23 protein-coding genes are annotated in these 24,875 nt (G+C 68.4%); 14 read left to right on the top strand and 9 right to left on the bottom strand.

Annotated features, from left to right (window positions below; translation table 11 throughout):
- Window positions 1-234: 234 nt before the first annotated feature.
- The 6 genes from lptF (at window position 235) to rsmA (ending at window position 7,868) form a co-directional block, all read left to right on the top strand.
- On the top strand, window positions 235-1,362 hold the full coding sequence (gene lptF / locus Q8S30_RS05715) for an LPS export ABC transporter permease LptF (RefSeq protein WP_305665072.1): 1,128 nt from the start codon (window positions 235-237) through the stop codon (window positions 1,360-1,362).
- Window positions 1,359-2,453, top strand: coding sequence for an LPS export ABC transporter permease LptG (gene lptG, locus Q8S30_RS05710; RefSeq protein ID WP_305665071.1), 1,095 nt, complete (start codon window positions 1,359-1,361; stop codon window positions 2,451-2,453). Before lptF ends, lptG begins: the two co-directional genes overlap by 4 nt.
- Complete coding sequence (locus Q8S30_RS05705) at window positions 2,453-4,642, top strand: LPS-assembly protein LptD (RefSeq protein ID WP_305665070.1); 2,190 nt, start codon at window positions 2,453-2,455, stop codon at window positions 4,640-4,642. The genes lptG and Q8S30_RS05705 overlap by 1 nt, the downstream gene beginning before the upstream one ends.
- A gap of 55 nt (window positions 4,643-4,697) precedes the next feature.
- Window positions 4,698-5,936, top strand: coding sequence for a peptidylprolyl isomerase (locus tag Q8S30_RS05700; RefSeq protein WP_305665069.1), 1,239 nt, complete (start codon window positions 4,698-4,700; stop codon window positions 5,934-5,936).
- A gap of 2 nt (window positions 5,937-5,938) precedes the next feature.
- Window positions 5,939-6,922 carry a 4-hydroxythreonine-4-phosphate dehydrogenase PdxA gene (gene pdxA, locus Q8S30_RS05695; protein ID WP_305665667.1) on the top strand — a complete coding sequence of 328 codons (984 nt, stop codon included), beginning with the start codon at window positions 5,939-5,941 and terminating at the stop codon, window positions 6,920-6,922.
- A 103-nt stretch (window positions 6,923-7,025) separates the two neighbouring features.
- Window positions 7,026-7,868, top strand: a complete 843-nt coding sequence (rsmA, locus tag Q8S30_RS05690; protein ID WP_305665068.1) for a 16S rRNA (adenine(1518)-N(6)/adenine(1519)-N(6))-dimethyltransferase RsmA — start codon at window positions 7,026-7,028, stop codon at window positions 7,866-7,868.
- Between the two features lie 102 nt (window positions 7,869-7,970).
- Here the strand turns inward: rsmA and Q8S30_RS05685 are convergent, their stop codons facing one another.
- The 5 genes from Q8S30_RS05685 to speB form a co-directional block, all read right to left on the bottom strand.
- Window positions 7,971-9,026, bottom strand: a complete 1,056-nt coding sequence (locus Q8S30_RS05685; RefSeq protein WP_305665067.1) for a DUF4167 domain-containing protein — start codon at window positions 9,024-9,026, stop codon at window positions 7,971-7,973.
- 288 nt (window positions 9,027-9,314) lie between these two features.
- Window positions 9,315-10,145 carry a peptide chain release factor N(5)-glutamine methyltransferase gene (prmC, locus tag Q8S30_RS05680; protein WP_305665066.1) on the bottom strand — a complete coding sequence of 277 codons (831 nt, stop codon included), beginning with the start codon at window positions 10,143-10,145 and terminating at the stop codon, window positions 9,315-9,317.
- Window positions 10,146-10,248: 103 nt separating this feature from the next.
- Window positions 10,249-11,310, bottom strand: a complete 1,062-nt coding sequence (gene prfA, locus Q8S30_RS05675; RefSeq protein WP_305665065.1) for a peptide chain release factor 1 — start codon at window positions 11,308-11,310, stop codon at window positions 10,249-10,251.
- A gap of 45 nt (window positions 11,311-11,355) precedes the next feature.
- Window positions 11,356-11,787, bottom strand: a complete 432-nt coding sequence (locus Q8S30_RS05670) for a DUF1499 domain-containing protein (protein ID WP_305665064.1) — start codon at window positions 11,785-11,787, stop codon at window positions 11,356-11,358.
- Window positions 11,784-12,749, bottom strand: a complete 966-nt coding sequence (speB, locus tag Q8S30_RS05665) for an agmatinase (protein ID WP_305665063.1) — start codon at window positions 12,747-12,749, stop codon at window positions 11,784-11,786. Before speB ends, Q8S30_RS05670 begins: the two co-directional genes overlap by 4 nt.
- Window positions 12,750-12,905: 156 nt before the next feature.
- Here speB and Q8S30_RS05660 point away from each other — a divergent pair, with 156 nt between their 5' ends.
- Window positions 12,906-14,243 (top strand): FAD-binding oxidoreductase, encoded by a 1,338-nt coding sequence (locus Q8S30_RS05660; protein WP_305665062.1) that lies wholly within the window; start codon window positions 12,906-12,908, stop codon window positions 14,241-14,243.
- Here Q8S30_RS05660 and Q8S30_RS05655 read toward each other — a convergent pair.
- Window positions 14,240-15,403, bottom strand: a complete 1,164-nt coding sequence (locus Q8S30_RS05655; RefSeq protein ID WP_305665061.1) for a M20 aminoacylase family protein — start codon at window positions 15,401-15,403, stop codon at window positions 14,240-14,242. The genes Q8S30_RS05660 and Q8S30_RS05655 overlap by 4 nt on opposite strands.
- Window positions 15,404-15,465: 62 nt before the next feature.
- Between Q8S30_RS05655 and mazG the strand changes: the two genes are divergently transcribed.
- The 4 genes from mazG (at window position 15,466) to Q8S30_RS05635 (ending at window position 20,050) form a co-directional block, all read left to right on the top strand.
- Window positions 15,466-16,308, top strand: coding sequence for a nucleoside triphosphate pyrophosphohydrolase (mazG, locus tag Q8S30_RS05650; protein ID WP_305665060.1), 843 nt, complete (start codon window positions 15,466-15,468; stop codon window positions 16,306-16,308).
- Window positions 16,309-16,422: 114 nt separating this feature from the next.
- Complete coding sequence (locus tag Q8S30_RS05645) at window positions 16,423-17,430, top strand: Fe(3+) ABC transporter substrate-binding protein (RefSeq protein WP_305665059.1); 1,008 nt, start codon at window positions 16,423-16,425, stop codon at window positions 17,428-17,430.
- 108 nt (window positions 17,431-17,538) lie between these two features.
- Complete coding sequence (locus Q8S30_RS05640; RefSeq protein WP_305665058.1) at window positions 17,539-18,480, top strand: nucleoside hydrolase; 942 nt, start codon at window positions 17,539-17,541, stop codon at window positions 18,478-18,480.
- Window positions 18,481-18,607: 127 nt separating this feature from the next.
- The gene (locus Q8S30_RS05635; protein WP_305665057.1) at window positions 18,608-20,050 is read left to right on the top strand and encodes a YdiU family protein; all 1,443 of its coding nucleotides are present in this window, start codon (window positions 18,608-18,610) and stop codon (window positions 20,048-20,050) included.
- 41 nt (window positions 20,051-20,091) lie between these two features.
- Here the strand turns inward: Q8S30_RS05635 and Q8S30_RS05630 are convergent, their stop codons facing one another.
- Window positions 20,092-20,754, bottom strand: coding sequence for a hypothetical protein (locus tag Q8S30_RS05630; protein WP_305665056.1), 663 nt, complete (start codon window positions 20,752-20,754; stop codon window positions 20,092-20,094).
- Window positions 20,755-20,806: 52 nt separating this feature from the next.
- Between Q8S30_RS05630 and Q8S30_RS05625 the strand changes: the two genes are divergently transcribed.
- Window positions 20,807-21,529 (top strand): endonuclease/exonuclease/phosphatase family protein, encoded by a 723-nt coding sequence (locus Q8S30_RS05625; protein WP_305665055.1) that lies wholly within the window; start codon window positions 20,807-20,809, stop codon window positions 21,527-21,529.
- Here Q8S30_RS05625 and Q8S30_RS05620 read toward each other — a convergent pair.
- Complete coding sequence (locus Q8S30_RS05620) at window positions 21,498-22,409, bottom strand: DMT family transporter (protein ID WP_305665054.1); 912 nt, start codon at window positions 22,407-22,409, stop codon at window positions 21,498-21,500. The two genes, Q8S30_RS05625 and Q8S30_RS05620, sit on opposite strands and share 32 nt — an antisense overlap.
- A gap of 175 nt (window positions 22,410-22,584) precedes the next feature.
- On the opposite strand from Q8S30_RS05620, the gene Q8S30_RS05615 reads away from it, so the two are divergent.
- Together Q8S30_RS05615 and eno are read left to right on the top strand one after the other, a co-directional pair.
- Complete coding sequence (locus Q8S30_RS05615; protein ID WP_305665053.1) at window positions 22,585-23,031, top strand: Fur family transcriptional regulator; 447 nt, start codon at window positions 22,585-22,587, stop codon at window positions 23,029-23,031.
- On the top strand, window positions 23,028-24,305 hold the full coding sequence (gene eno / locus Q8S30_RS05610; protein ID WP_305665052.1) for a phosphopyruvate hydratase: 1,278 nt from the start codon (window positions 23,028-23,030) through the stop codon (window positions 24,303-24,305). Before Q8S30_RS05615 ends, eno begins: the two co-directional genes overlap by 4 nt.
- A gap of 29 nt (window positions 24,306-24,334) precedes the next feature.
- On the opposite strand, the gene Q8S30_RS05605 is transcribed toward eno, so the two are convergent.
- Window positions 24,335-24,751, bottom strand: coding sequence for a globin domain-containing protein (locus Q8S30_RS05605; protein WP_305665051.1), 417 nt, complete (start codon window positions 24,749-24,751; stop codon window positions 24,335-24,337).
- Window positions 24,752-24,875: the final 124 nt, after the last annotated feature.

Here is a 24,875-nt window from a genome sequence, read left to right as displayed (position 1 = left end):
TTGGCGGACACTAGCCCGCAGGTCCGGGCTTGGCCAGATGCCAGTTTCCCGGCCATCACTCAAGTTCGAGCCAGCTGCTCAAAGCCCGCATCGCGCTCGGCCAGCAAGAAGCGCCACCCAGAATTTCGGCCGTCGACGAAATTCTGCTGTGCCTGCCCTGCCCCAAGACACTCCCTTTTCCCGGCCCGGCGATTGGGCTAGGAGGGGGCCAGACCAGCGGGGGAGACAGCACAGGTGTCCAGATTCGACAGATACTTGCTGTCGCAACTGCTGACTCTGTTCGGCTTCTTCTCGCTCGTGCTGGTCTCGGTCTACTGGATCAACCAGGCGGTGCGGCTGTTCGAGCAGCTGATCGCCGATGGCCAGTCGGCCTGGGTCTTCCTCGAGTTCAGCGCGCTGACCCTGCCCAATGTGATCCGCATGGTGCTGCCGGTCTCGGCCTTTGCCGCCGCGGTCTATGTCACCAACCGCCTCTCTGCCGAAAGCGAGCTGGTCGTGATGCAGGCCACCGGCTTCTCGCCCTGGCGGCTGGCGCGGCCGGCGGTGGCCTTCGGGCTGACCGTGGCAGTGCTTCTGTCGGTGCTGACGCATGTGCTGGTGCCGGCCAGCCGCACCGGCCTTGCCGAACGGCGCACCGAGATCGCCGAGAACATCACAGCGCAGTTTCTGGTCGATGGCAGCTTCCAGCACCCGGCGGCCGGCATCACGCTTTATATCCGCGAGATCACGCTCAACGGCGAGTTGCTGGACATCTACCTGTCGGACGCGCGCGACAAGACGCAGCGCACGACCTATACCGCCGAACGCGCGCTGCTGATCAAGGCCGAGACCGGTCCCAAGCTGGTGATGTTCGAGGGCATGGCGCAGACCCTGCAGGCCGAGGGCAACCGGCTGTTCGTGACCCGCTTTGACGATTTCACCTATGACATCGGCGCGCTGATCACCCAAGCCACCGCCCGCCGGCGTGACCTGCGCGAGTTTTCCACCCCCGTGCTGCTGTTCCCCACGCCCGAGCAACTGGAAACCGCCCGCGAATCCCGGGCGGTGTTTCTGGCCGAGGGCCATTCCCGCTTTTCCCAGCCCCTGACCGCCGCCGTCTTTGCCGTGATCGGCTTTTCGGCACTGCTGACCGGCAGCTTCAGCCGCTTTGGCGTCTGGCGGCAGATCGCGGTGGCAGTGGTGCTGATGATCGTGGTGCAGATGCTGTCCAATGTCGGTGCCAGCGCCGCGCAAAGCGATGAAGCACTCTGGCCGCTGGCCTATCTGCCGGTGGTCGTGGGCTCTGCGCTCGCGGCGGGCCTTCTTTGGCTGGCGGCGCGGCCGCGGCGGATCCGCGCACATGTGGCCGAGGGCGCGGCATGACCCTCTCGCTCTATATCGCGCGCCGCTTTGCCACGATGTTCCTTGGCGTCTTCGGCGTGTTCTTCGGCATCATGTTCATGGTGGACATGGTCGAGCAGGTGCGGCGCTTTGAAACCGGCGGCGGGTTGGGGGCAGCGGCCTGGCTGGCGGCGCTGAACGTGCCGGCGGGGCTCTACCACATCTTGCCGCTGGTGGTGATCCTGGCCACGATTGCGTTGTTCCTCGCCCTCGCCCGCTCGTCCGAACTGGTGGTGATCCGCGCTGCCGGTCGCTCCGCGATGCGCACGCTGGTGGCGCCGGTGGTGACCGCCCTCGTGATCGGCGCGCTGGCGGTGGCGGTGATGAACCCCATCGTCGCCGCCACCTCGAAACAGTATGAGGTGGAAGCCTCGCGCTACAAGCTGGGCGAGCAGAGCGTGTTGTCGATCAGCCGTGAGGGGCTGTGGCTGCGCCAGGGCGGGCCCGAAGGGCAATCGGTGATCCGCGCCGACCGCGCCAACCTTGACGGGACAGAGCTTTACGGCGCGACCTTCCTGTCCTTCGCGCCCGAGGCAGGGCCAACCTTGCGGCTGGAGGCAGAGACTGCCCGGCTGGCCGACGGCGCCTGGACCTTGCACAACGTCAAGGAATGGCGGCTGGGGGATGCCGAGAACCCCGAGCGTGACGCGCAGTTTCATGACACGCTGGCCATCCCGTCCGACCTGACGGCCGACCGCATCCGCGACAGTTTCGGCACGCCCTCATCGATCCCGATCTGGGATCTGCCGGCCTTTATCGACGGGCTGGAGGGCGCGGGCTTCTCGGCGCGCAAGCACGCGGTCTGGCTGCAGATGGAGCTGGCGCTGCCACTGCTGCTGGCGGCAATGGTGCTGCTGGGGGCGGGCTTCACCATGCGCCATGCCCGCTTTGGCCGCACCGGGCTGATGGTGCTTTTCGCCATGGGTGCCGGTTTCGCGATTTTCTTCTTGCGGAATTTCGCGCAAGTCTTGGGCGAGAACGGGCAGATCCCGGTGGCCCTTGCCGCCTGGAGCCCGCCGGCCGCGGCGGTGCTGTTCTCGCTTGGGCTGTTGCTGCACCTGGAGGATGGCTGATGCGCCGCGCGTTCAAGGCCCTTACCGCCGCTTTGGCGCTGAGCGTGTCGCCGATGGCGCTGAGCCTTGCCCCTGTTGCCGTGGCGCAGGCGCAGACCGGCAGCGCCCCCGCCACGCTGGTCGCAGATACCGTGTTCATCGATGCCGATGGGCGGCTGACGGCGGCAGGCTCGGTCGAGGTGTTCCACGGTACCGCACGGATGACCGCCGGAAGCCTGATCTATGACCCCGCCACCGAACGTCTGCAGATCGAGGGGCCGATCACCATTGTCGAGAATGGCGGCGACACGATCTTGCTGGCCTCGGCGGCAGAGCTGTCGGCCGACCTGACCAACGGCATCCTGACCGGCGCGCGGATCGTGCTCGACCGCCAGCTGCAGATCGCCGCCGCCGAAATCTCGCGCGTGTCGGGCCGCTATAACCGCGCTACAAGGGTGCGCGCCTCGTCCTGCGAGGTTTGCGCCAGCAACCCGATCCCGGTCTGGGAGATCCGCGCCAGCCGTGTCGTGCATGACGAGCAGGCCCAGCAACTCTACTTCGACAACGCCCAGTTCCGTGTGGTAGGCCTGCCGGTGTTCTGGTTCCCGATGCTGCGGATGCCGGACCCGACGCTGGACCGCTCGCCCGGGTTCCTGATCCCCAGCATCCGCACCACCACCGGCCTCGGCACCGGGATCAAGCTGCCCTATTTCATCCCGATCGGCGACAGCCGCGACCTGACCGTCACACCCTATGTCTCGACCAGCGCGACGCGGACGGTAGAGCTGCGCTATCGTCAGGCCTTCCGCACCGGCAGCATAGAGCTGAACGGCGCTGTCAGCCGCGATGATCTGGAAGACGGCACCCGCGCCTATCTGTTCGGAACCGGCAGCTTTGCATTGCCGGAAGGCTACCGGCTGAACTTCGGTATCGAGATGGTGTCGGACGAGGCCTATCCCAGCGATTACGGGCTCGACAACAAGGACCGGCTGGAAACGGGGGTGGAGATCACCCGCACAAGGCGCAACGAATACATCCTTGGCCGCGTAGTCAACTACCGCTCGCTGCGCGACAGCGAGGACAATTCGACCCTGCCGACGCTGGTCAGCGACGTGACCTGGCACCGCCGATTTGCCCCCGCACTGATCGGCGGCGAGGGCGGGCTGCGCTTCCAGACCCACAGCCACCGGCGCTGGTCGGATGAGGACACGGACGCCAATGGCGACGGCGTGGTGGACGGGCGCGATGTCGCCCGCGCTTCGCTGCGCGCCGACTGGCGGCGCAATTGGGTGCTGGACAATGGCATGGTCTTTGCCGGCCTGACCGAGATCACCGCCGATATCTACCGCATCAGCCAGGACCCGGCCTATGACCGCAACGTCACCCGCGTGACCCCGGCGGCGGCGGTGGAACTGCGCTGGCCGTTCATGCGCGCGGGCAGCGCGGGCGCCGCCTCTTGGGTGGTGGAGCCGGTGGTGCAGATCGGCTGGAGCCCCAAGGATGCCGCCGACGACGTCGTGCCGAATGAGGACTCTGTGCTGGTGGAGTTTGACGAGGGCAACCTCTTCTCGCTTGACCGTTTCCCCGGCGCCGATGCGCATGAGGCGGGGCTGCGCGCCAATCTGGGCTTTTCCGTCACCCGGCAGGCGGTGGATGGCAGCTCGCTGGCGCTGACGCTGGGGCGGGTGGTGCGGCCCGAGAACCTCGGCCAGTTCAACACCTCCAGCGGCCTTGACGGCGCCACCTCCGACTGGCTGCTGGCCACGCAATATGCTGGCTCCGGCGGGCTGACCGTCACCAATCGCGCGATTTTCAATGACGAGTTCGACCTCTCGCGCGAGGAATTGCGGTTCTCGTGGCGCACGGACAGCTACGGGATCGGATCGTCCTACATCTGGCTGGAGGAAGATCTGGCCGAGGCGCGCACCGTACCCACCTCGGAATGGACGCTCGATGCCGACTGGGCGATCACCGATGCCTGGGCCGCCGCCATCGAAACCCGCTATGACTTCGAGGCCGAACGCGCCGCCCGCGCCGGGCTTGGGCTGCAATATGCCACCGAATGCGTCACCTTCGATCTTTCCCTCTCGCGCCGCTTCACATCCTCGACTAGTGTACGCCCCACTACCGATATCGACCTTTCGGTGGTGCTGAACGGCTTCGGCTCGGGCAATCGGGCAACTGCGGCGCGCCGCAGCTGCGGCGGCTGAGACCCGGCAGGGCGCGGACGGCAACGACAGGACCAGAGCAGAACGGACCCGACCGATGCGCAATTTCCTCATCCTCCCGGCCCTCGCGGTGGCGGCCTTTGCCGCCTGTTCGGCGCCGGTTCTGGCCCAAGGCGGACAGTTCGCCGCGCAGGTCTTCGTGAATGACAGTGCGATCACCGAATACGAATTGCAGCAGCGCCGCCTGTTTCTGACCCTGCTGAACGCCCCGCCCGAGATGATCGACGGCGCGCTGGATGCGCTGATCGACGACCGCCTGCGCAGCAGCGCCGCCAAGTCGATGGGGATGGAGGCGAACGCCGAACAGGTGCAGGCCGGGATGGAGGAATTCGCCGCCCGCGCCAATCTGACCGCCGAGCAGTTCGTGGGCGAGCTGCAGAAGGCCGGCGTCTCCGCCGAAACCTTCCGCGATTTCGTCGCTGCCGGTATCGTCTGGCGCGACGTGGTGCGCGCCCGCTTTGTCGGCCGCAGCCGCGCAACCGATGCCGAGGTCGAGCAGGCGATTGCCGAGCAGGGCTTTGGCGACGAGGTTCCCGAAGGCCCGCGGGTGCTGCTGTCGGAAATCATCATCCGCCGCGCCCCCGAAGAGGATGCCCGCGCCCGGCTGCTGGCCGAGCGGGTGGCGACAATCGCCACCACCGAGGCAAGCTTTGACACCGCAGCCCGGCAATATTCCACCGCCGCCACCCGCGAGGCAGGCGGCCAGCTGGACTGGATGGCGCTGAGCAGCCTGCCCGAGCAGGTGCGCGGCCGCGTCGCCGCCCTGTCCCCCGGCCAGATCAGCGCCCCGGTGCAGGTCGGCCCCGGCGCCTATGCGATGTTCCTGCTGCATGAACGCGCCGCGGCCCCCGCCGCGCTGCCCGCGGGGGTCGAGGCGCTGAAATATGCGCAAGTGCTGCTGCCCGGCGGGCGCAGCGAGGCGGCGCTGGCCGAAGCCGCCAAGATCCGCGCCCGGGTGGATACCTGCGATGACCTCTACGGCGTTGCCAGCGGCGTATCTGCCGACCGGCTGCTGGTGCAGACCCAGCCCTCTTCCGCGCTGCCCGCCGATCTGCGCGCCGAACTGTCGCGGCTCGATCCCGGCGAGATTTCCACCGCGCTGACGCGCGGCGATGCGCTGATGGTGCTGATGCTGTGCTCGCGCGGGCCGTTGCTGGATACGAAAACCGTGCCGCGCGATCAGGTCCGCGCCCGGTTGCAGAACGAACGGCTGGTGGCCTTCGCCGAGGCCTATATGGCCGAGCTGCGCGCCGGGGCCTCGATCCGGTACCCGTGAGTATGCCCCGCACCCCGCTGCCGGTGGCCCTGACCTGCGGGGAACCCGCCGGCATCGGCCCCGAGATCGCCGTCAAGGCCTGGGACCATCTGCGCGCCCGGCTGCCCTTCTTCTGGATCGGCGATCCCGCGCATCTGCCGCAAGGCGCTCCGCATCAGCTGATCGACGCGCCCGAAGATGCCTTCTCGGTCGCCGGCCATGCGCTGCCGGTGCTGGCCCATCCCTTCCCCGGTGCCGCGATCCCGGGCACGCCGACGCCCGAGAACGCCGCCGCGGTGATCGAAGTGATCGCCCGCGCCGTGCAGCTGGTCGGGCGCGGTCATGCCTCTGCCGTCTGCACCGCCCCGATCTCCAAGAAGGCGCTGAAGGACGGCGCCGGCTTCGCCCATCCCGGCCATACCGAATACCTCGCGCATCTGGCGGGCGTCGACCGCGTGGTGATGATGCTGGCCTGCCCCGACCTGCGCGTGGTGCCGGTCACCATCCATGTCGCGCTGTCCGAGGTGCCGCGGCTGCTGACCGCTGATCTGCTGTCGGACACGATCCGCATCACCCATGCCGCGCTGGAGCGGGATTTCGGGATTCATGGCCCGCGGCTGGCGGTGGCGGGGCTCAACCCCCATGCCGGCGAGGGCGGGACCATGGGCCTCGAGGATCTCGAGCGCATCGCCCCGGTGATCGCCGCGCTGCGCGCCGAGGGCTATGCCGTCGCGGGGCCGCTGCCGGCCGACACCATGTTCCACCCTGCGGCGCGGGCGAAATATGACGCGGCGATCTGCATGTATCACGACCAGGCGCTGATCCCGATCAAGACGCTGGACTTCGCCGGCGGCGTCAACGTGACGCTGGGGCTGCCATTCATCCGCACCTCGCCCGACCATGGCACGGCCTTCGACATCGCAGGGACCGGGGTCGCCGATCCGTCGAGCCTGATCGCGGCGCTGCGGATGGCGACAGAGATGGCTGCGGCCCGGGCCTCGGAGTGACGGCGCGCGCGCGGGCGGCAAGGCCGGGGGTTTTCCACCCCCGGACCCCCGGAGGATATTTCGACCAAAACGAAGTCGCAGGGTTTTTGGGCGGGGCGGGCTGATGGCAACGATCGACGGGTTGCCGCCGCTGCGGGATGTGATTGCCACACATGAGCTGAGCGCGAAGAAGCAGCTGGGCCAGAACTTCCTGCTGGACCTGAACCTGACCGCCAAGATCGCGCGGCTGGCGGGCGATCTGGCCGGGCATGACGTGCTGGAGGTCGGCCCCGGCCCCGGCGGGCTGACGCGCGGGCTGCTGGCCGAGGGCGCGCGTCATGTGGTGGCGGTGGAGAAGGACGCGCGCTGCCTGCCCGCACTGGCCGAGATCGCGGCGGCCTATCCGGGGCGGCTGACGGTGCTGAACGGCGATGCGCTGGACATGGACCTTGCCGCGCATCTGACCCCGCCCTGGAAGGTCGCGGCGAACCTGCCCTACAATGTGGGCACCGAGCTGCTGGTGCGCTGGCTGACCCCGCCCGTATGGCCGCCCGCGTGGTCGAGCCTGACGCTGATGTTCCAGAAGGAAGTGGCCGAGCGGATCGTGGCCAAGCCCGGATCGAAGGCCTACGGGCGGCTCGCGCTGCTGGCGCAATGGCGCTGCGAGGCGCGGATCGTGATGAGCCTGCCGCCCGAGGCCTTCACCCCGGCCCCCAAGGTGCATTCGGCGGTGGTGCATCTGACCGCCCTGCCCGCGCCGCGCTTTGAGGCGGATGGCGCGGTGCTGAACCGGATCGTGGCGGCCGGTTTCAACCAGCGCCGCAAGATGCTGCGCGTCAGCCTGAAGGGCGTGTCCCCGGGCATCGAGGCCAAGCTGGAGGCGGCGGGGATCCCGCCCACCGCGCGGGCCGAGGAGATCGGGCTCGAGGCCTTCTGCCTGCTGGCACGGATCGTGGCGGCGGGCTGAGGCTTAGCTGCGGGCTGGCTCGGCACCGGCATGACAACCAGACACCCGAAATGACAAGGCCCCCGTGAGGGGGCCTTGTCATTTCTTCCTGCACAGCACCGATCACTCGGCCGAAGACGTATCCTCGGCGCGCTCGCTGCTGTCCTCGGCCGGTTTGGCACGGGGCTTGCGCGGGGCGCGGGGCTTGGGCGCCTTGACGGGTTCGGCCTCGGGCTGCGCCAGACGGGTCAGCTCGCGCCGCACATCCGTCGGTTGCTCTGCCGGCGCGGGCTGCGGCTGTTCGGCTTTCGGCTCGGCGGCACGCGGCTCGGCAGCAGCCTCGCCCTCAACCTGCGGCTTCGGCCCCCGCGGTGCGCGGCGTTCGCCCTGCGGAGCGCGCTCGCGGCGCGGCTGCTGCGGACGCATTTCCGGCGTTTCCACCAGGCCGCTGTCTTCGCCATCCTCGCGCGGGTCGGTCATCGGCTCGGGCGCGCGCTCGCGCTGCGGACGGTCGTTGCGTTGTTCGCGGTTCCGGTCCTGCTGGCCGCCCTGATTGCGGTCCTGCTGGCCCCGGTCCTGCTGACCGCCTTGGTTGCGGTCCTGTTGATTGCGATCCTGCTGGCCCCGGTCCTGCTGACCGCCTTGGTTGCGGTCCTGTTGACCCCGCTCCTGCTGGCCACGATCTTGCTGCCCGCGATCCTGCTGGCTCCGGTCCTGCTGGCTCCGGTCCTGCTGCTGATTGCGGTCCTGCTGGCCGCGGTCATGGCCACCGGCATCGGCGTAGCGCTCTTGCCCGCCATTGCCGTTCTGGCCGCCGTTCTGGCCGTTGCCATTCCCGTTCTGGCCATGCTGGCCATTCCCGTTCTGGCCGCCATTCTGGCCCTGCTGCGGCTGCGGCTGGCCGCCCTGCTGCGCGCGCTGATCCTGGCCCATCTCGCGCGTCGCCTCGCCCAGCATCCGCGTGTAATGCTCGGCATGTTGCAGGAAGTTCTGCTCGGCCACGCGGTCATTCGACAGCTGGGCGTCGCGCGCCAGCATCAGGTATTTGTCGATGATCTGCTGGGGGGTGCCACGCACCTTGCCCTCGGGTCCCGAACTGTCGAAGACGCGGTTAATGATATTGCCGAGCGTGCGCTGACGGTTCGACTTGGAACGCGAACGGGACTTGGATGATCTCATGTGCTTTCGCTTGTTGCGAGCCTTGGCGGCTTTGTGGACGCGCCATTCGTCTGGCTTTTGCGGCTGACAGCCCCGGCCGGTTTCCCTGCTTCGGCCCGGCGCATCCGAACGTGATGGTTGCGCGGAAGAACGGGCGATGCGGTGGTGGCGGAGCGCGCGGGGGGCCTCGTTGCCCCTCCGTCACAAGGCCTGTGTAAGCATGGCACCGGGCATGAGGCAAGCAGAAACTTGGAAATCTGCCGCAAAACGCCGTGTTCTTGCGAAGAATGCGACGCATCGCCGCGGAAGTCAGGGAGCCTCGGCGCTGACCACGCGGTCCCGCCCATCGAGATCGGGTAGCGCCCGGATCCCCTTCAGCCCCGCCGCCGCGAAGAGCGCCTCCACCGCCGCGCCCTGCAAGGGGCCGATCTCGACCAGCAGCCGCCCGCCCGGTGCCAGATGCGCGCCCGCCCCCGCAGCGATGGCGCGATAGGCATCCAGCCCGTCACCGCCCGGCGTCAGCGCCATATGCGGCTCCCAGTCGCGCACATCGGGGTCCAGCAACGCCATCTCTTCGGCAGTGATATAAGGCGGGTTCGACACGATCAGATCGAACTGCCCCGTCACACCGGCGAACCAGTCCGAGGCAACAAACTTCACCCGCTCCCCCAGCCCCAAAGCCACACCATTCCCGGCCGCCACCGCCAGAGCGGCTTCCGACAGGTCGGTGCCCATGCCCCGCGCCCCCGGCCGCTCCGCCAGCAGCGTCAGCACGATGCAACCGGTGCCGGTGCCCAGATCCAGCACCCGGCCAAAGGGCCGCTCCAGCGCCGCCGCGATCAGGCATTCCGTCTCGGGCCGCGGGTCGAGCGTATCCCGCGTCACCCGGAAAGCCCGCCCCCAGAACAGCCGGCTGCCGGTGATCTGCGAGACCGGCTGCCGCGCCGCCCGCGCCGCCACCGCCAGCTCGAACGCCGCCGCCGCCGCCGGGGGCAATACCTCGCCCAGATGCAACAGCAGCCGGTCCGCCCCGATCCCCATCGCATGGGCCAGCAGCCGCCGCGCATCCCGCGGCGCATCGGCCACCCCCGCCGCCGCCAGCCGCGCCACAGCCGCGCGCAAGGCCTCGGCCCCGGTCACGACCCCTTGCCCATTGCTTTTTCCCAAATATCCCGGGGGGAGACGCCGCAGGCGACGGGGGGCAGCGCCCCCCTGCCCGGCCAGACCCGGGCGCAAAACCCCCTCACGCCCCCGCCTCCAGGGCCGCCAGCTTCTCCGCCTGATCCTGCGCCACCAGCGCATCGATGATCTCGCCCAGATCCCCGGCGATGATCTTGTCCAGCGAATAGAGCGTCAGGTTGATGCGGTGATCGGTCATCCGCCCCTGCGGGAAGTTGTAGGTGCGGATCCGCTCCGACCGGTCCCCCGACCCCACCTGCGCCTTGCGGTCGGCGGCGCGGGCGGTGTCCATCCGGCTCCGCTCCAGATCGTAGAGCCGCGCGCGCAGCACCGCCATCGCATTGGCGCGGTTCTGGTGCTGGGATTTTTCCGAACTCGTCACCACGATCCCAGTGGGGATATGGGTCAGCCGCACCGCCGAATCGGTGGTGTTCACATGCTGCCCGCCGGCGCCGCTGGCGCGCATGGTGTCGATGCGGATATCGGTCGCCGGGATGTCGATATCCACCTCCTCGGCCTCGGGCAGCACCGCCACCGTTGCGGCCGAGGTATGGATGCGCCCGCCGCTTTCGGTTTCGGGCACGCGCTGCACCCGGTGCACGCCGGATTCGTATTTCAGCCGGGCAAAGACCCCCTCGCCCTCGATCCGCGCCATGGCTTCCTTGACGCCGCCAAGCTCGGTCTCGGACAGTTCCAGCATCTGGAAACGCCAGCCCTGCGCCTCGGCATGGCGCTGATACATGCGCAAGAGGTCGCCCGCGAAGAGCGCCGCCTCCTCGCCCCCGGTGCCGGGGCGGATTTCCAGGATCGCCGGGCGCGCATCGGCGGAATCGCGCGGCAGCAGCGCGAGGCGCAGGCGATCCTCCATCCCCGGGATCCGCGCCTTCAGCGCCGGGATCTCGTCCTCGGCCAGCGCCCGCATCTCGGGATCGGCCAGCATTGCCTCGGCCTCGGCCAGATCGGTCACCGCCTGCCGCCAGGCGGCGATCTCGGTCACCACCGGCTTCAGCTCGGAATATTCCCGGCTCAGCACCGCAATCTCGGCCGGGCTGGCGCCAGCATTCAGCTTCGCCTCGAGAAACTCGAAGCGGCGGGTGATCTGGTCAAGGGTGTCGGTGGGCAGCATGGCGGCGGGTGTAGCGCAAGGCCGCGCCGGGGGGAAGCGGCGCCGCTACTCCAGCGCCGCGCGCAACGCCTGCAGCCGCGCGGCGTTGACGCCGAAATCCGACGCCCCGAACCGCGCCCGCGACAGCGCGGCAAAGGTCGCGCCGCGGTCGGCGGCAAGGGTCCGCACCGTCACGTAGTCGGGGAAGCCCAGAAGCCGAGAGCGCGCGACATAGGTGACGAAGCCGCCCTTCGGATCGCCCGCCAGCCGCGTCACCCGCGGCATGGCCATCAGCGCCGCGTCGATGCGGGCCGCGAGGGTGGCGGGGTCTTCGGCCGTGACAATCTCACCGGGCGGGATGCGCGCGAAATTGGGGCTGCCGGGGTCGCGCGCCGTCAGCGGGTTCACATGCCAGCGCTCGGGGTCCGAGGGCGCAAGCCGCACCCAGGCGAGCCCGCAAAGCGCCAGAACGACCAGCAGGATCGCGGTGAACTTCATCGCCCGCGCTTCCCCCAGCAATAGAGTGCCAGCAGCTCATGCGCGACATGCGCGCCCGCAATCGCCGTGGCCCCGGTGGTGTCATAGGGCGGCGAGACCTCGACGACGTCGCCGCCCACCAGATTGATCCCCGCCAGATCGCGCAGCATCGCCGAGACCTGCCAGCTGGCCAGCCCGCCCCAGACCGGCGTGCCGGTGCCGGGCGCGAAGGCGGGGTCCAGCGCGTCGATGTCAAAGGTGAGGTAGGTGGGATGGTCCCCGAGGATACCGCGGATCTTCTCCACCGCCGCGGCCACCCCCTTCTCATGTACCTCGCGCGCGTCGATGATATGCACGCCGAGCGGATCGGGGTTGTCGGTGCGGATGCCGACCTGCACCGAGCGCGCCGGGTCCACCAGCCCCAGCTTCACCGCCTTGTAGAACATGGTGCCATGGTCGATGCGGGTCATGTCGTCATCGACCCAGGTGTCGGAATGGGCATCGAACTGCAGCAGCGAGATCGGCCCGAACTTCTCGGCATAGGCCTTGAGGATCGGGAAGGTGATGTAATGATCCCCGCCAAGTGTGATCGTGCCGGGCCCGGCCGCGAGGATGCCGCGGATATGCGCGGTCAGCGCGTCCGGGAAGTCGGCGACCTTGGCATAATCAAAGGGCAGATCGCCGTAATCGACGATGCTGAACTCGGTCAGCGGATCGAAGCCCCAGCCATAGGGCGGATCGAAGGCCTGCAGCGTGCTCGCCTCGCGGATCGCGCGGGGGCCGAAACGGGTGCCGGGGCGGTGCGTCACCGCCTGATCGAAGGGCACGCCGGTGATGGCGAGATGGGCGCCGGTCAGGTCCTTGGTATAGCGCCGCCGCAGGAAGCTGGTCGCGCCGCCAAAGGCATTCTCGAAGGCGAGCCCGCGGGTTTCGGCGCGGGTGAACGCCAGATCGACCTGGGTTTTGGCGTCTTCAAGGGCCATGCTGTCCTCCTGTCCCGGTGCGAAGACCTCGGCTGGTGCGCGGGGTGGAGTCAAGCGGGGAGTTGAAAGCAAGAGGGGGGGCTCTGCCCCCGGCGGGCCTTGGCAGGCCCGCTCCCCCCGGGATATTTGTGAAAAAGCAAGTCGGAAGGATGGGCGGTGCGACAGTTCTATGAGGCGGCGGCCTATGATCCGGCCTGGCCCGCGAGCCATTGGGCGGGGACCGTGCCCTTGCAGACGTTGGCACCGCTTCAGGGCGCGGCGCGGGCCGAGGTGGCGGTGATCGGCGCGGGCTATGCCGGGCTGAACGCGGCGCTGGTGCTGGCGCGGGGGCATGGCGTGGATGTGGCGGTGCTGGAGGCGGCGCAGCCGGGCTGGGGCGCGTCGGGGAGGAATGGCGGGTTCTGCTGTCTGGGTGGGGCCAAGCTGGCCGATGCGGGGATCGTGGCGCGGCACGGGGTGCAGGGCGCGCGGGACTGGCGCGGGTTTCAGCGGCGGGCGATTGACCATGTCGCGGGGCTGCTGGAGGCGGAGGGGATCGACGCGCGGCAGGGGCCGGAGGGGGAGGCGCTGCTGGCGCATTCGCCTGCCGCCTATGGCGCGATGCGGGCCGGGGCCGAGGCGGAGGCGGCCCTGCATGGTTCTGCGCCGCGGCTGATCCCGGCGGGCGCGCTGGCCGAACACGGGCTGGCCGGGCCGGGCTTCTTCGGGGCCGCGCTTGGGGGCGAGGGCTTCCCGCTCAACCCGATGCGCTATGTGCAGGGCCTGGCGCGGGCGGCAGGGGCTGGCGGCGCGCGGATCTACGGGCGGAGCCCGGTGACGCGGCTGGAGCCCGTGCAAGGCGGCTGGCGGCTGACCACGCCCGGCGGCAGCCTGATCGCCGCCAAGGTGCTGATCGCCGGGAATGGCTATGCGCCCGAGGATCTGCAGCCCTGGCTTTCCGGCCGCACCCTGCCGGTCTTCTCGGCGATTCTGGTGACGCGGCCGCTGAGCGCCGAGGAGCGCGCGGCGCAGGGCTTCACCTCGCCGCTGATGGCTTACGATTCGCGGCATCTGCTGCATTACTTCCGCCACCTTCCCGACGGGCGCTTTCTGTTCGGGATGCGCGGCGGGCTCTCCGCCCGGCCAAAGGCGGAGGCCGAGACACTCGCCCGGCTGCGCAAGCATTTCGAGGCGCTGTTTCCGGCGTGGAAGCGCGCACAAACCGAAACCGCCTGGTCGGGATTGGCCTGCCTCACCGGCAGCCTTGCACCCTACATCGGTCCCGTCCCCGGCGCGCCCGGCCTCTTCGCCGCCTTCGGCTGGCACGGCAACGGCGTCGCCGCCGCCTCGCTTGGCGGCGCCGAGGCGGCGCGGCTGATCGCAGGAGCACCGACCAGCCTGCCAGCGCTGATCACCACCCCGCCCCGCCGCTTCCCGTTCCCGCGCCTCCGCCGGCTGGCCCTGCGCGCCGCCTACGCTGGCTATGCCCTGCGCGACGGCCCCCTGCCGCGCTAAGCCAGCGGCAGTGCCCGTTCCACCAGCCGCGCGAAGAAGCTGGCCCCGACCGGCGCTGCCTCGTCGTTGAAGTCGAAGGCGCCGTGATGCAGCCCTGCCCCCGGTCCGGTACCGAGGAACAGGTAGGCCCCCGGCCGCGCCTCGAGCATGTAGCTGAAATCCTCGGCGCCCATTTCCTTGGGCGCATCGGCCAGCACCGCGGCCTCGCCGGAAATCTCGCGTGCCACCTCGGCAGCGAAGCCCGCCTGCGCCGCATGGTTCACCGTCGGCGGGTAGCCCCAGTCATACTCCACCCGCGCCGCGACCCCGTAAGCCGCCGCATGGCCCTCGACAATCGCGTGGAAGCGCGTCTTCGCCAGCGCCCGCACCTCGGGCGTGAAGCTGCGGATGGTGGCGCAGAACCACGCCTCCTCGGGGATGATGTTGCTGGCGGTGCCGGAATGGAACTGGGTGACAGAGATCACCAGCTCATCCAGCGCCGACACATTGCGCGACACCACCGTCTGCAACGCTCCGATCATCCCCACCGCAGCAGGGATCGGGTCGACCGTCTCATGCGGGGTGGCGCCGTGGCCGCCCTTGCCCGTCAGATAGACCCATGCCGTATCCACCGCCGCCATCAGCGGACCCGGCGCCGTGTGGAAATGGCCGAAGGGCGTGTTGGGGCTGTTGTGGATGCCGTAGACCTCATGGATGTCGAAGCGGTCCATCATCCCGTCCTCCACCATCGCCAGGCCGCCGCCGCCATCTTCCTCGGCGGGCTGGAAGATCAACGCCACACGGCCTGCAAAGCGCCGCGTTTCCGCAAGGTATTTCGCCGCCCCCAGCAGCATGGTGACATGGCCGTCATGCCCGCACGCATGCATCCGCCCCGGCACGGTGGAGGCATAGGGCTTGCCCGTCACCTCCACGATCGGCAGCGCGTCCATGTCGGCGCGCAGGCCCACGGTCGCGCCCGGCGCGCTGCCGTTGAGGATCGCCACCACGCCGGTGCGCCCGATCCCCTCATGGATCTCATCGACGCCGATCTCGCGCAGCCGTTCCACGATGAAGGCGGCAGTTTCCTGGCACTCGAACCCCAGTTCGGGGTGCTGGTGCAGATGCCGCCGCCAGGCGGTCATCTGAGGGGCGTAATCGGCGATCCGGTTCAGGACGGGCATGGTGGACACTCGCGGGCGGTTTCTGCTAGGGCGCAGATGACGCGATCTGGCAGGTATCCGCAATGACCGACCCCACTTCCGACGCCCTCGTGCATGACCCCGAGGGCGGCTTGCCGCGCCTGCTGGAGATCATGGCCCGCCTGCGCGACCGCGAGACCGGCTGCCCCTGGGATCTGGTCCAGAGTTTCGCCACCATCGCCCCCTATACGATTGAGGAGGCCTATGAGGTGGCCGACGCCATCGAGCGCCAAGCCTGGGGCGAGCTGCAGGGAGAGCTTGGCGACCTGCTGCTGCAGGTGGTCTACCACGCGCAGATCGGCGCCGAGGCGGGGCATTTCGACTTTCACAGCGTCACCAAGGGCGTTGCCGACAAGATGGTCGCCCGGCATCCGCATGTGTTCGGGGATGAGTCGCGCGACAAGTCCGCCGATCAACAGACGGTGGATTGGGAGCGGATCAAGGCCGCCGAGCGCGCGGCGAAGGCCGAAACCGGCGTGCTCGACGGTGTCGCCCCCGGCCTGCCCGCCCTGCTGCGGGCGCTGAAGCTGCAAAAACGCGCGGCACGGGTGGGGTTCGACTGGCCCTCCACCACCGAAGTGCTCGACAAGATCGTGGAGGAGGCGCGCGAACTGGTCGAGGCCCGTGACAGTCTGACGCAGGAGGAGGTTGCCGAGGAAATGGGCGACCTCCTCTTCGTCATGGCCAACCTCGCCCGCCACCTTGATGTCGATCCCGAAGCCGCCCTGCGCGCCGCCAATGCCAAGTTCATCCGCCGCTTTGCCAGCATCGAGGCCGCGCTGGCGCAAACCGGCCGCCGCCCCGAAGACAGCACGCTCGAGGAGATGGACGCGCTGTGGAACGCGGCCAAGGCGGCGGAGAAGGCGGCGAAGGCCAAGGCCCGCTGAAGGCCCGCGCCTCACAGTCCCGTCAGACAAATATGACTGCTTCACTCAGGTATTGACCTCGGGCGCCGCTTGCGGCTTTAAGATACCCGACGCTTTTACTCTGGAGGAATCTTCATGTCGTTCCGTCTTGCCCTTCTCGCCACCGCCGCCACCGCGCTCGCCGCGCCGGTTCTGGCCGAGGAAGTGAATGTCTATTCCCACCGCCAACCCGAACTGGTGCAGCCGCTGTTCGACGCCTTCACCGCCGAAACCGGCATCCCGGTCAACGTCGCCTTCGTCGACAAGGGCATGGTCGAGCGTCTGACCGCCGAGGGCGACCGCTCCCCGGCCGATCTGGTGATGACCGTCGATATCGCCCGCCTGTCCGAAGTGGTGAATGCCGGCGTAACGCAGGCCGTGACCTCGGAGGCCCTCGACGCCGCGATCCCCGCCGAATTCCGCGACCCCGAAGGCCACTGGTTCGGCCTGACCAGCCGCGCCCGCATCGTCTATGCCAGCAAGGAGCGCGTCGCCGATGGCGAGGTGACCACCTATGAGGATCTGGCAGATCCGAAATGGCAGGGCCGCATCTGCACCCGCCCCGGCACCAACGACTACAACGTCGCACTCGCCGCCGCCTATCTTGCCCATCACGGCGAGGAAGAGACGCGCACCTGGCTCGAAGCCGTGAAGGGCAACCTGGCCAAGAAGCCCGAGGGCAATGACCGCGGTCAGGTCAAGTCGATCTGGTCGGGCGAATGCGACATCAGCCTCGGCAACACCTATTACATGGGCCAGATGCTCGCCGATCCCGAGCAGAAGGACTGGGCGGACTCGGTCCGCATCGTGTTCCCGACCTTCGCGGATGGTGGCACCCACCTCAACATCTCGGGCGTGGCGATGACCAAGTCGGCCCCGAACAAGGATGCGGCGCTGCAGCTGATGGAATACCTCGCCTCGGACGCGGCGCAGGAGATCTATGCCGAGACCAACAACGAATTCCCGGTCAAGCCCGGCGTCGCGCGGTCGGAGCTGGTGGCAAGCTGGGGCGAGTTCACCCCCGACACGCTGAGCCTGATCGAGATCGCCAAGCTGCGCCCGGCCGCGCTGAAGCTGATCGAAGAGGTTAACTTCGACGGCTGACCCGTTGAAATCGCTGCAAAAAGGCGGCCTCCGGGCCGCCTTTTTCATGCGCTCCCTTTACTTCCGTGCGCGCCCTCGTCACCCTGCGCGCGAAATCCGGAGGCACGCATGACCAAACCGCGCAAGATCATCATTGACACCGATCCGGGGCAGGATGACGCCGTGGCGATCTTGCTGGCGCTGGCCAGTCCCGAGCTCGATGTGCTTGGCCTGACCTGCGTCGCCGGCAACGTGCCGCTGCCGCTGACCACACGCAACGCCCGGGTGATCTGCGAGCTGGCCGGGCGCCCCCAGATGAAGGTCTTCGCCGGCTGCGAGCGCCCGCTGGCCCGCCACTTGATCACCGCCGAGCATGTGCATGGCAAAAGCGGCCTCGACGGCACCAACCTGCCGGACCCGGTGATGCCGATGGCGCCGGGCCATGCGGTCGATTTCATCATCGACACGCTGCACGCTCAGCCCCCGGGCTCGGTCACGCTCTGCGCGCTCGGCCCGCTGACGAACCTCGCCACCGCCTTCCAGCGCGCCCCCGATATCGCCAGCCGCGTGTCCGAAGTGGTGCTGATGGGCGGCGCGTATTTCGAGGTGGGCAACATCACCCCGGCGGCGGAGTTCAACATTCATGTCGACCCGGAAGCTGCTGAAATCGTGTTCAAAAGCGGCGTTCCGCTGGTAGTCATGCCGCTCGACGTGACCCACAAGGCACTGACCACCCGCGCAAGGGTGGAAGCCTTCCGCGCACTCGGCACGCCAGTGGGCCATGCCGTCGCCGGCTGGACCGATTTCTTCGAGCGCTTCGACATGGCCAAATACGGCAGCGAGGGCGCGCCGCTGCATGACCCCTGCACCATCGCCTACCTGCTGCAGCCGGACCTGTTCTCGGGCCGGCACATCAATGTCGAGATCGAGACCCGCGGCGAGTTCACGCTTGGCATGACCGTCGCCGACTGGTGGCGGGTGTCGGGCCGCCAGCCCAATGCGATGTTCATGGGCGATATTGATGCGGCGGGGTTCTTTGCACTGCTGACGGAGCGGATTTCGCGGCTGTAACAAGGGGGGCGCTGCCCCCCGTCCTTCGGACTCCCCCCGGGATATTTTTGCAAAGAAGATGGAGATGGGTGCGGGGTTATCTGTGGCCGGTTGCGTGCCCATATGGAGGGGCCAGAGGAGACGCGCGATGACCCTGACCCTGCCTTTCGACAACAGCTATGCCCGGTTGCCTGCGCGGTTCCATGTGCGGCAGGCGCCGGCGCCGGTGAAGGCGCCGGGGATGATTGCGGTGAATGCGGGGCTGGCGCGGGCCCTGGGGCTGGATGCCGAGGCGCTGGCAGGGCCGGACGGGGTGGCGATGGTCGCGGGCAATCTGGTGCCGGGCGGCGCGGAGCCGCTGGCGCAGGCCTATGCCGGGCACCAGTTCGGCGGCTGGTCGCCGCAGCTTGGCGACGGGCGCGCGATCTTGCTGGGCGAGATCGTCAGCCCCCTTGGGCGGGTTGACCTGCAACTCAAGGGCTCCGGCCCGACCCCCTTCTCGCGCCGCGGTGACGGGCGGGCCTGGCTGGGGCCGGTGCTGCGCGAGTATCTGGTGTCCGAGGCGATGGCGGCGCTTGGGGTGCCGACGACGCGGGCGCTGGCGGCCGCCACCACCGGCGAGAGCGTGATCCGCGACGGGCGCGCCCTGCCCGGCGCCGTGCTGCTGCGGGTGGCGGCGAGCCATATCCGCGTCGGCACCTTCCAGTTCTTCGCGGCGCGGCAGGATACCGAGGCGCTGCAGCTGCTGACGGATCATGTGATTGCCCGGCACTATCCCGGGGCCGAGGGCCCGCTGGCCTTGCTCGATGCGGTGGTGGCGGCGCAGGCGCGGCTGATCGCGGAGTGGATGGCGCTTGGCTTCATCCACGGGGTGATGAACACCGACAATATGGCGGTCTCGGGCGAGACCATCGACTATGGCCCCTGCGCCTTCATGGACGAGTATCACCCGGATACGGTCTTCTCCTCGATCGACAGCCAGGGCCGCTATGCCTATGCCAACCAGCCGCAGATCGCGGTCTGGAACCTGGCGCAGCTGGCGAGCTGCCTGTTGCCGCTGATTGCCGAGGATGACAGCGAAGCCGCGGCGCAGGCGGCGGTGGAGGTGGCGACGGCCTCGATCCACCGCTTTGCCGATCTTTATCAGGCGGCCTGGATTGCGAAGTTCGGGGCGAAGCTTGGCCTGACCGCCCCCACCGAAGCCGACCGGCCGCTGATCGAAGCGCTGCTGACCCGGATGGCGGTGGAGCGGGCAGATTTCACCCGGGTGTTCCGCGGGCTGGGAGAAGGCCGCGCGCGGGACGAGTTCACGGACCCCGCCGCCTTCGACACCTGGGCCCCGGACTGGCAGGCCCGGCTGGCGCAAGACGCGCCTGGGGCCGAGGCGCGGATGGCGGGCGTCAACCCCGCGATCATCCCGCGCAATCACCGGGTGGAGGAGGCCATCGTTGCGGCCACCGCCGGCGACTTCGCGCCGTTCCACGCGCTGAACGCGGCGCTGGCCGCGCCCTTTGACGCCGCGGCGGACGATCCCTTCCGCGCCGCGCCCTGGCCCGAGCAGCGGGTGCAGCGCACGTATTGCGGGACGTGAAGTTGCGGGACGTGAAGGTTGGCTGCGACACCTAAGCGGCGCTATTTCCGCAGGCGCCGGAACAGCTTGCGGTTCTTCTGGATGAACTCGTGCAGCACCCCGGTGAAGCCGCCAAGCTGCCGGCCCTTGAGGAACAGGAACCCCGAGAACGCGCCGAAAGACCCGCCGATCACATCGACGATCAGGTCCCACATCGTGTCGACCAAGCCCGATTTTTGCATGTTCAGCCCGAAGGTCTGGTCCATGAAGAACTCGAAAATCTCCCACAGCGCGCCGATGGTCACGGCAAAGCTGAAGGCGATGAAGGCCATCGCCCAGGCCGGGGCGGCATATCGGTCGCCTTCGAACATGGTGAAGACGAACAGGAAGCCGATCAGCCCGAAGCCAAGCGCCGAGCCGCCATGCAAGACCACGTCCCACCAGCTGTAGCGCTCGTACAAGTCGAAGGCCTCGCCGAGGAAGATCGTGGCATAGATGAAGATCACGATCCCGGCGAAGAACGACATCGGCAATTGCACCCCGATGCGCCGCACGAACAGGATCGGCGCCAGCGACAAAAGGAAGGTCGCCGCCGCAATGAAGGCCAGCGACCAGTTCAGCGTGGCTGCCGCGACGAGGAAGGCCAGTGCAAGACTCGCCCATATCAGTTGCACCACATAGGGCTGCCTGCGGAATTTCGCCGTCCATGTGCCGGTCTCGGCCATCTTCTTCCCCTGCCCGCTTTTTCCGGCTGTCGTCCGGTCTTATATCAACGATATGCGCACCCGACTTGCCAGCTACAATATCCGCAAATGCCTTGGCTCCGACCGGCAACGCCTGCCGGGGCGAACGCTTGACGTGATCAACGCCCTGTCGGCCGATGTGGTTGCGCTGCAAGAGGTGGACCGACGCTATGCGCCGCGGCCCTTCGCGCTGCCCCCGGGCCTGATCGCAGAGCAGACGGATTTTGCGCCCGTGGATGCGGCGCAGTCCCCCGAGAGCCTTGGCTGGCATGGGCAGACGGTGCTGCTGCGCCGGGGGCTGGTGGCACAGCGCATCGAGCGGCTGGAGCTGCCGGCGCTGGAGCCGCGCGGCGCGCTGGCGGTGGAGGTGGCGGGCGGCGGCGCGCCCTACCGCGTCGTCTGCGTGCATCTGGGGCTGATGCGGCGCTGGCGGCGGTTGCAGTTGGCGGCGATCCGGGCGGCGCTGGCTGGTCACGCAGAGATGCCGACGGTGATCCTGGGCGATTTCAACGAATGGTCGGTGGCGGGCGGGATGGAGCCGCTGATTGACGCCTTCCACGTCCACGCCCCGGGCCGCAGCTTCCCGGCGAGCCAGCCCATCGGCCGGCTGGACCGGGTGGCGCTTGGGATGGGGCTGCATCTGCTGGATGCCGGCGTGCTCGATACACCGCTGGCGCGGGTCGCGTCGGACCATCTGCCGATCTGGGCCGATGTGCGGATGGATCCTAAAGCGCCACAGCCCGCCGCGGCCGGTTGATCAGCACGATCCCCGCCGCCACCAGCGCCAGCGCGCCGATCAGCGACAGACCCACCTGTTCGCCCAGAAGCGCCCATCCCAGCCCGACGCTGAACACCGGGCTGAGGAAAGAGAAGCTGGCGACGCTGGACACCGGGTAGACCGACAGCAGCCACAGCCAGAACATGAACCCGGCGGAGACGACGGCGACGGCGTGGAAGACCAGCCCGGCGATGTGGATGGGCTGCAACTCTCGGATCAGCGGGCCGAAGAGCGGTGCCGCGATCAGCAGCACCGGGGCCGAGACCAGAACCTGCCAGAACAGCTGCATCTCTGGCCGTTCATTCCGCAGCTTGGTCGCGCGGGCCATCAGCGCGGTGCCGGCCCAACCGATGGCGGCGCCAAGCGCGCAAAGATCGCCCAGAAGGCTCGGCGCCTGCCCCGGGGCCGGCGCGCCCGCGCCCCTGTCGAGCATCGCCCAACTGACCCCGGCCAGCGCCAGCGCGAGGCCCACCGCCTTGGCCGGCCCGATCTTCTCTCCCGGCATCCACAGATGCGCGCCAATCGCCATCCAGACCGGCATCGAATAGAACAGGATCGCGCTGCGGGTGACGGTGGTCAGGTCCAGCGCCAGGAACAGCAGCAGGAACTCGGCCGAGAAGGTCAGCCCGATCAGCAGCCCCGGCGCCGCCATCGCCCGCGTCAGCCGCGGCGGGCGGCCGCGCCAGGCCATGAAGGCCCAGAGGCACAGCACCGCAAGGGCCGAGCGTGCCCCGGCAAAGAACACCGGCTGCAGCCCCTCGTTCACCAGCTTGATCACCACCTGATTGATGGCAAGGAACAGCGCGAACCCGGTCAGGGACACCGCGCCAAACATGTCGATCCGGTCTTTGCGATGCATGCTGCTCCTCCGTTGCCGCCGATCTATCCCGGGTACGGCGCAGGCGCAAACCCCGGCGCAACACCGACGCCTCCGCCCCCAGCGGCAGGTTTGCGCAAACACCCGGGATGAAGGGGTTTTCGCGCGCGCGGAAACCGCGTAAACCCCGGCACAAGAGGCGTTGGAGGCAAGGCGCATGGCCCAGGACAGCGGCGATACCGGCGCACAGACGATCATCGCCCGCTGCGAGGCGCGGGGGCTGCGGCTGACCGAACAGCGCAAGGTGATCGCCCGGGTGCTGGAAGGCGCCGACGACCACCCCGATGTCGAGGCTCTGTACAACCGCGCCTGCGCCATCGACCCCAAGATCTCTATCGCCACGGTCTACCGCACGGTGAAGCTGTTCGAGGAATCGGGCATTCTGGACCGGCACGAGTTCGGCGACGGGCGCGCCCGCTATGAGGACAGCACCCGCGACCACCACGACCACCTGATCGACATGCAGACCGGCGAGGTGATCGAGTTTCTCGATCCCGATATCGAAGAGCTGCAAGACAGGATCGCACGCAAACTTGGATATGCGCTGAAGGGCCACCGGCTGGAGCTTTACGGCGTACCACTGACACGGAAGGACAGGACATGAGCACGATCATCGACATCCACGCGCGGGAAATCCTCGACAGCCGCGGCAACCCCACGGTCGAGGTGGATGTGATCCTCGAAGACGGCACGATGGGCCGCGCCGCGGTGCCCTCGGGCGCCTCGACCGGCGCCCATGAGGCCGTGGAAAAGCGCGACGGCGATGCCTCGCGCTACAAGGGCAAGGGCGTTCTGGACGCCGTCGCCGCGGTGAACGGCGAGATTGCCGAGAACCTGGTGGGCGAGGACGCGACCGAACAGGTGATGCTCGACCGCATGATGATCGAGCTGGACGGCACCGCCAACAAGGGCCGCCTCGGCGCGAACGCGATCCTCGGCGTGTCGCTGGCACTGGCCAAGGCCGCGGCGGATTTCACCTCGCAGCCGCTTTACCGCTATGTCGGTGGCACCGCCGCGCGGGTGCTGCCGGTGCCGATGATGAACATCATCAATGGCGGCGAACATGCCGACAACCCGATCGACATCCAGGAATTCATGATCATGCCGGTCGCCGCGCATGACATCCGCACCGCGATCCAGATGGGCTCGGAAGTTTTCCACACCCTGAAGAAGGAACTTGCGGCGGCGGGGCACAACACCAATGTGGGCGATGAGGGCGGGTTTGCACCCAACATTAACTCCACCCGCGAAGCGCTTGATTTCATTCTCAAAGCCATCGAGAAGACCGGCTACAAGCCGGGCGAGGATATCTACCTTGCCCTCGACTGCGCCGCGACCGAGTACTTTAAGAACGGCTCCTATGTCATGGCAGGGGAAGGAAAAACCTTCACTTCGGCCGAGAATGTCGACTACCTCGCCGCCCTTTGCGCCGATTACCCGATCATCTCGATCGAAGACGGCTGCTCGGAAGACGACTGGGAAGGCTGGAAGCTGCTGACCGACCGTCTGGGCGGCAAGATCCAGCTGGTGGGCGACGATCTGTTCGTGACCAACCCCGAGCGTCTGGCCCGCGGCATCAAGGAAGGTTGCGGCAACTCGCTGCTGGTCAAGGTCAACCAGATCGGCACCCTGACCGAGACGCTGGACGCCGTGAACATGGCCAACCGCGCCCGCTTTACCAGCGTGATGAGCCACCGGTCGGGCGAGACCGAGGACGCGACCATTGCCGATCTGGCCGTGGCCACCAATTGCGGGCAGATCAAGACCGGCAGCCTTTCGCGCTCTGACCGGCTGGCGAAGTACAACCAGCTGATCCGCATCGAGGAAATGCTGGGCGAGACCGCCGAATATGCCGGCCGCAGCATCCTGCGCGGCTAAGCGCTAGGGGGCCGCCCCCCCCGTCCGCATCAGGCAAGCTGCCCGCTGGCGACAAGCTGGCGGGCGACCTCGGCATAGGCGGCGCGCCAGGCCGCCTCGGCCTCCGGCGTGAACTCGGCCCCGAGTTGCGCCTGCAACGTGTCGATCAACGCCTCGCCCATCGGGGCGAAATGCTCGGCCTTCACGCCAAGCGCGGCATGGCCCCGGCCCAGTTCGGCCAGCCGCTCCGCCAGCTCCTCGGGCGTGTCGAGCGCATCGACGACAAGCCCGAGCGTCGCCATGAACCGCATCCCCTGCCCGGCCAGATCGTCGCGGAACATCGGGCGCAGGTCGGGGCGGCGGCGGAAGAACGCCTCGTAGAAGGCCAGCGAGGCGGGTTGCAGGCTTTCGCGCAGATGGGCGAACCCGTCACGGATCTGCGTCTTCTGGGTGTCGGACAGCGGCATGGGGGGCTCCGGGGCAATTGGGGAGGGGCAATAGGCGCAAGCCTGCGGGCGGTACCGCGCGCCTGCCTTGATCCACATCAATCGCTGCCCACCCCACGGCGATTGTCACCGGCACAAGTTTGCA

The organism is Frigidibacter sp. (assembly GCF_030695035.1).
Lineage (GTDB): Bacteria > Pseudomonadota > Alphaproteobacteria > Rhodobacterales > Rhodobacteraceae > Frigidibacter.
Note: the sequence above shows the minus strand (reverse complement) of the source record. Positions and strands in the feature narration are given on the sequence as shown.

Bases quoted from the DNA above. Each gene is read 5' to 3' on its own strand.
- Q8S30_RS05615 (WP_305665053.1), top strand. From the start codon at position 22,585: ATGGCCCAGGACAGCGGCGATACCGGCGCACAGACGATCATCGCCCGC.
- eno (WP_305665052.1), top strand. From the start codon at position 23,028: ATGAGCACGATCATCGACATCCACGCGCGGGAAATCCTCGACAGCCGC.
- Q8S30_RS05685 (WP_305665067.1), bottom strand. From the start codon at position 9,026: ATGAGATCATCCAAGTCCCGTTCGCGTTCCAAGTCGAACCGTCAGCGC.
- Q8S30_RS05625 (WP_305665055.1), top strand. From the start codon at position 20,807: ATGCGCACCCGACTTGCCAGCTACAATATCCGCAAATGCCTTGGCTCC.
- rsmA (WP_305665068.1), top strand. From the start codon at position 7,026: ATGGCAACGATCGACGGGTTGCCGCCGCTGCGGGATGTGATTGCCACA.
- mazG (WP_305665060.1), top strand. From the start codon at position 15,466: ATGACCGACCCCACTTCCGACGCCCTCGTGCATGACCCCGAGGGCGGC.
- Q8S30_RS05605 (WP_305665051.1), bottom strand. From the start codon at position 24,751: ATGCCGCTGTCCGACACCCAGAAGACGCAGATCCGTGACGGGTTCGCC.
- Q8S30_RS05640 (WP_305665058.1), top strand. From the start codon at position 17,539: ATGACCAAACCGCGCAAGATCATCATTGACACCGATCCGGGGCAGGAT.
- Q8S30_RS05705 (WP_305665070.1), top strand. From the start codon at position 2,453: ATGCGCCGCGCGTTCAAGGCCCTTACCGCCGCTTTGGCGCTGAGCGTG.
- Q8S30_RS05645 (WP_305665059.1), top strand. From the start codon at position 16,423: ATGTCGTTCCGTCTTGCCCTTCTCGCCACCGCCGCCACCGCGCTCGCC.
- prfA (WP_305665065.1), bottom strand. From the start codon at position 11,310: ATGCTGCCCACCGACACCCTTGACCAGATCACCCGCCGCTTCGAGTTT.
- speB (WP_305665063.1), bottom strand. From the start codon at position 12,749: ATGGCCCTTGAAGACGCCAAAACCCAGGTCGATCTGGCGTTCACCCGC.
- Q8S30_RS05670 (WP_305665064.1), bottom strand. From the start codon at position 11,787: ATGAAGTTCACCGCGATCCTGCTGGTCGTTCTGGCGCTTTGCGGGCTC.
- Q8S30_RS05655 (WP_305665061.1), bottom strand. From the start codon at position 15,403: ATGCCCGTCCTGAACCGGATCGCCGATTACGCCCCTCAGATGACCGCC.
- lptG (WP_305665071.1), top strand. From the start codon at position 1,359: ATGACCCTCTCGCTCTATATCGCGCGCCGCTTTGCCACGATGTTCCTT.
- Q8S30_RS05700 (WP_305665069.1), top strand. From the start codon at position 4,698: ATGCGCAATTTCCTCATCCTCCCGGCCCTCGCGGTGGCGGCCTTTGCC.
- pdxA (WP_305665667.1), top strand. From the start codon at position 5,939: ATGCCCCGCACCCCGCTGCCGGTGGCCCTGACCTGCGGGGAACCCGCC.
- Q8S30_RS05620 (WP_305665054.1), bottom strand. From the start codon at position 22,409: ATGCATCGCAAAGACCGGATCGACATGTTTGGCGCGGTGTCCCTGACC.
- Q8S30_RS05635 (WP_305665057.1), top strand. From the start codon at position 18,608: ATGACCCTGACCCTGCCTTTCGACAACAGCTATGCCCGGTTGCCTGCG.
- Q8S30_RS05630 (WP_305665056.1), bottom strand. From the start codon at position 20,754: ATGGCCGAGACCGGCACATGGACGGCGAAATTCCGCAGGCAGCCCTAT.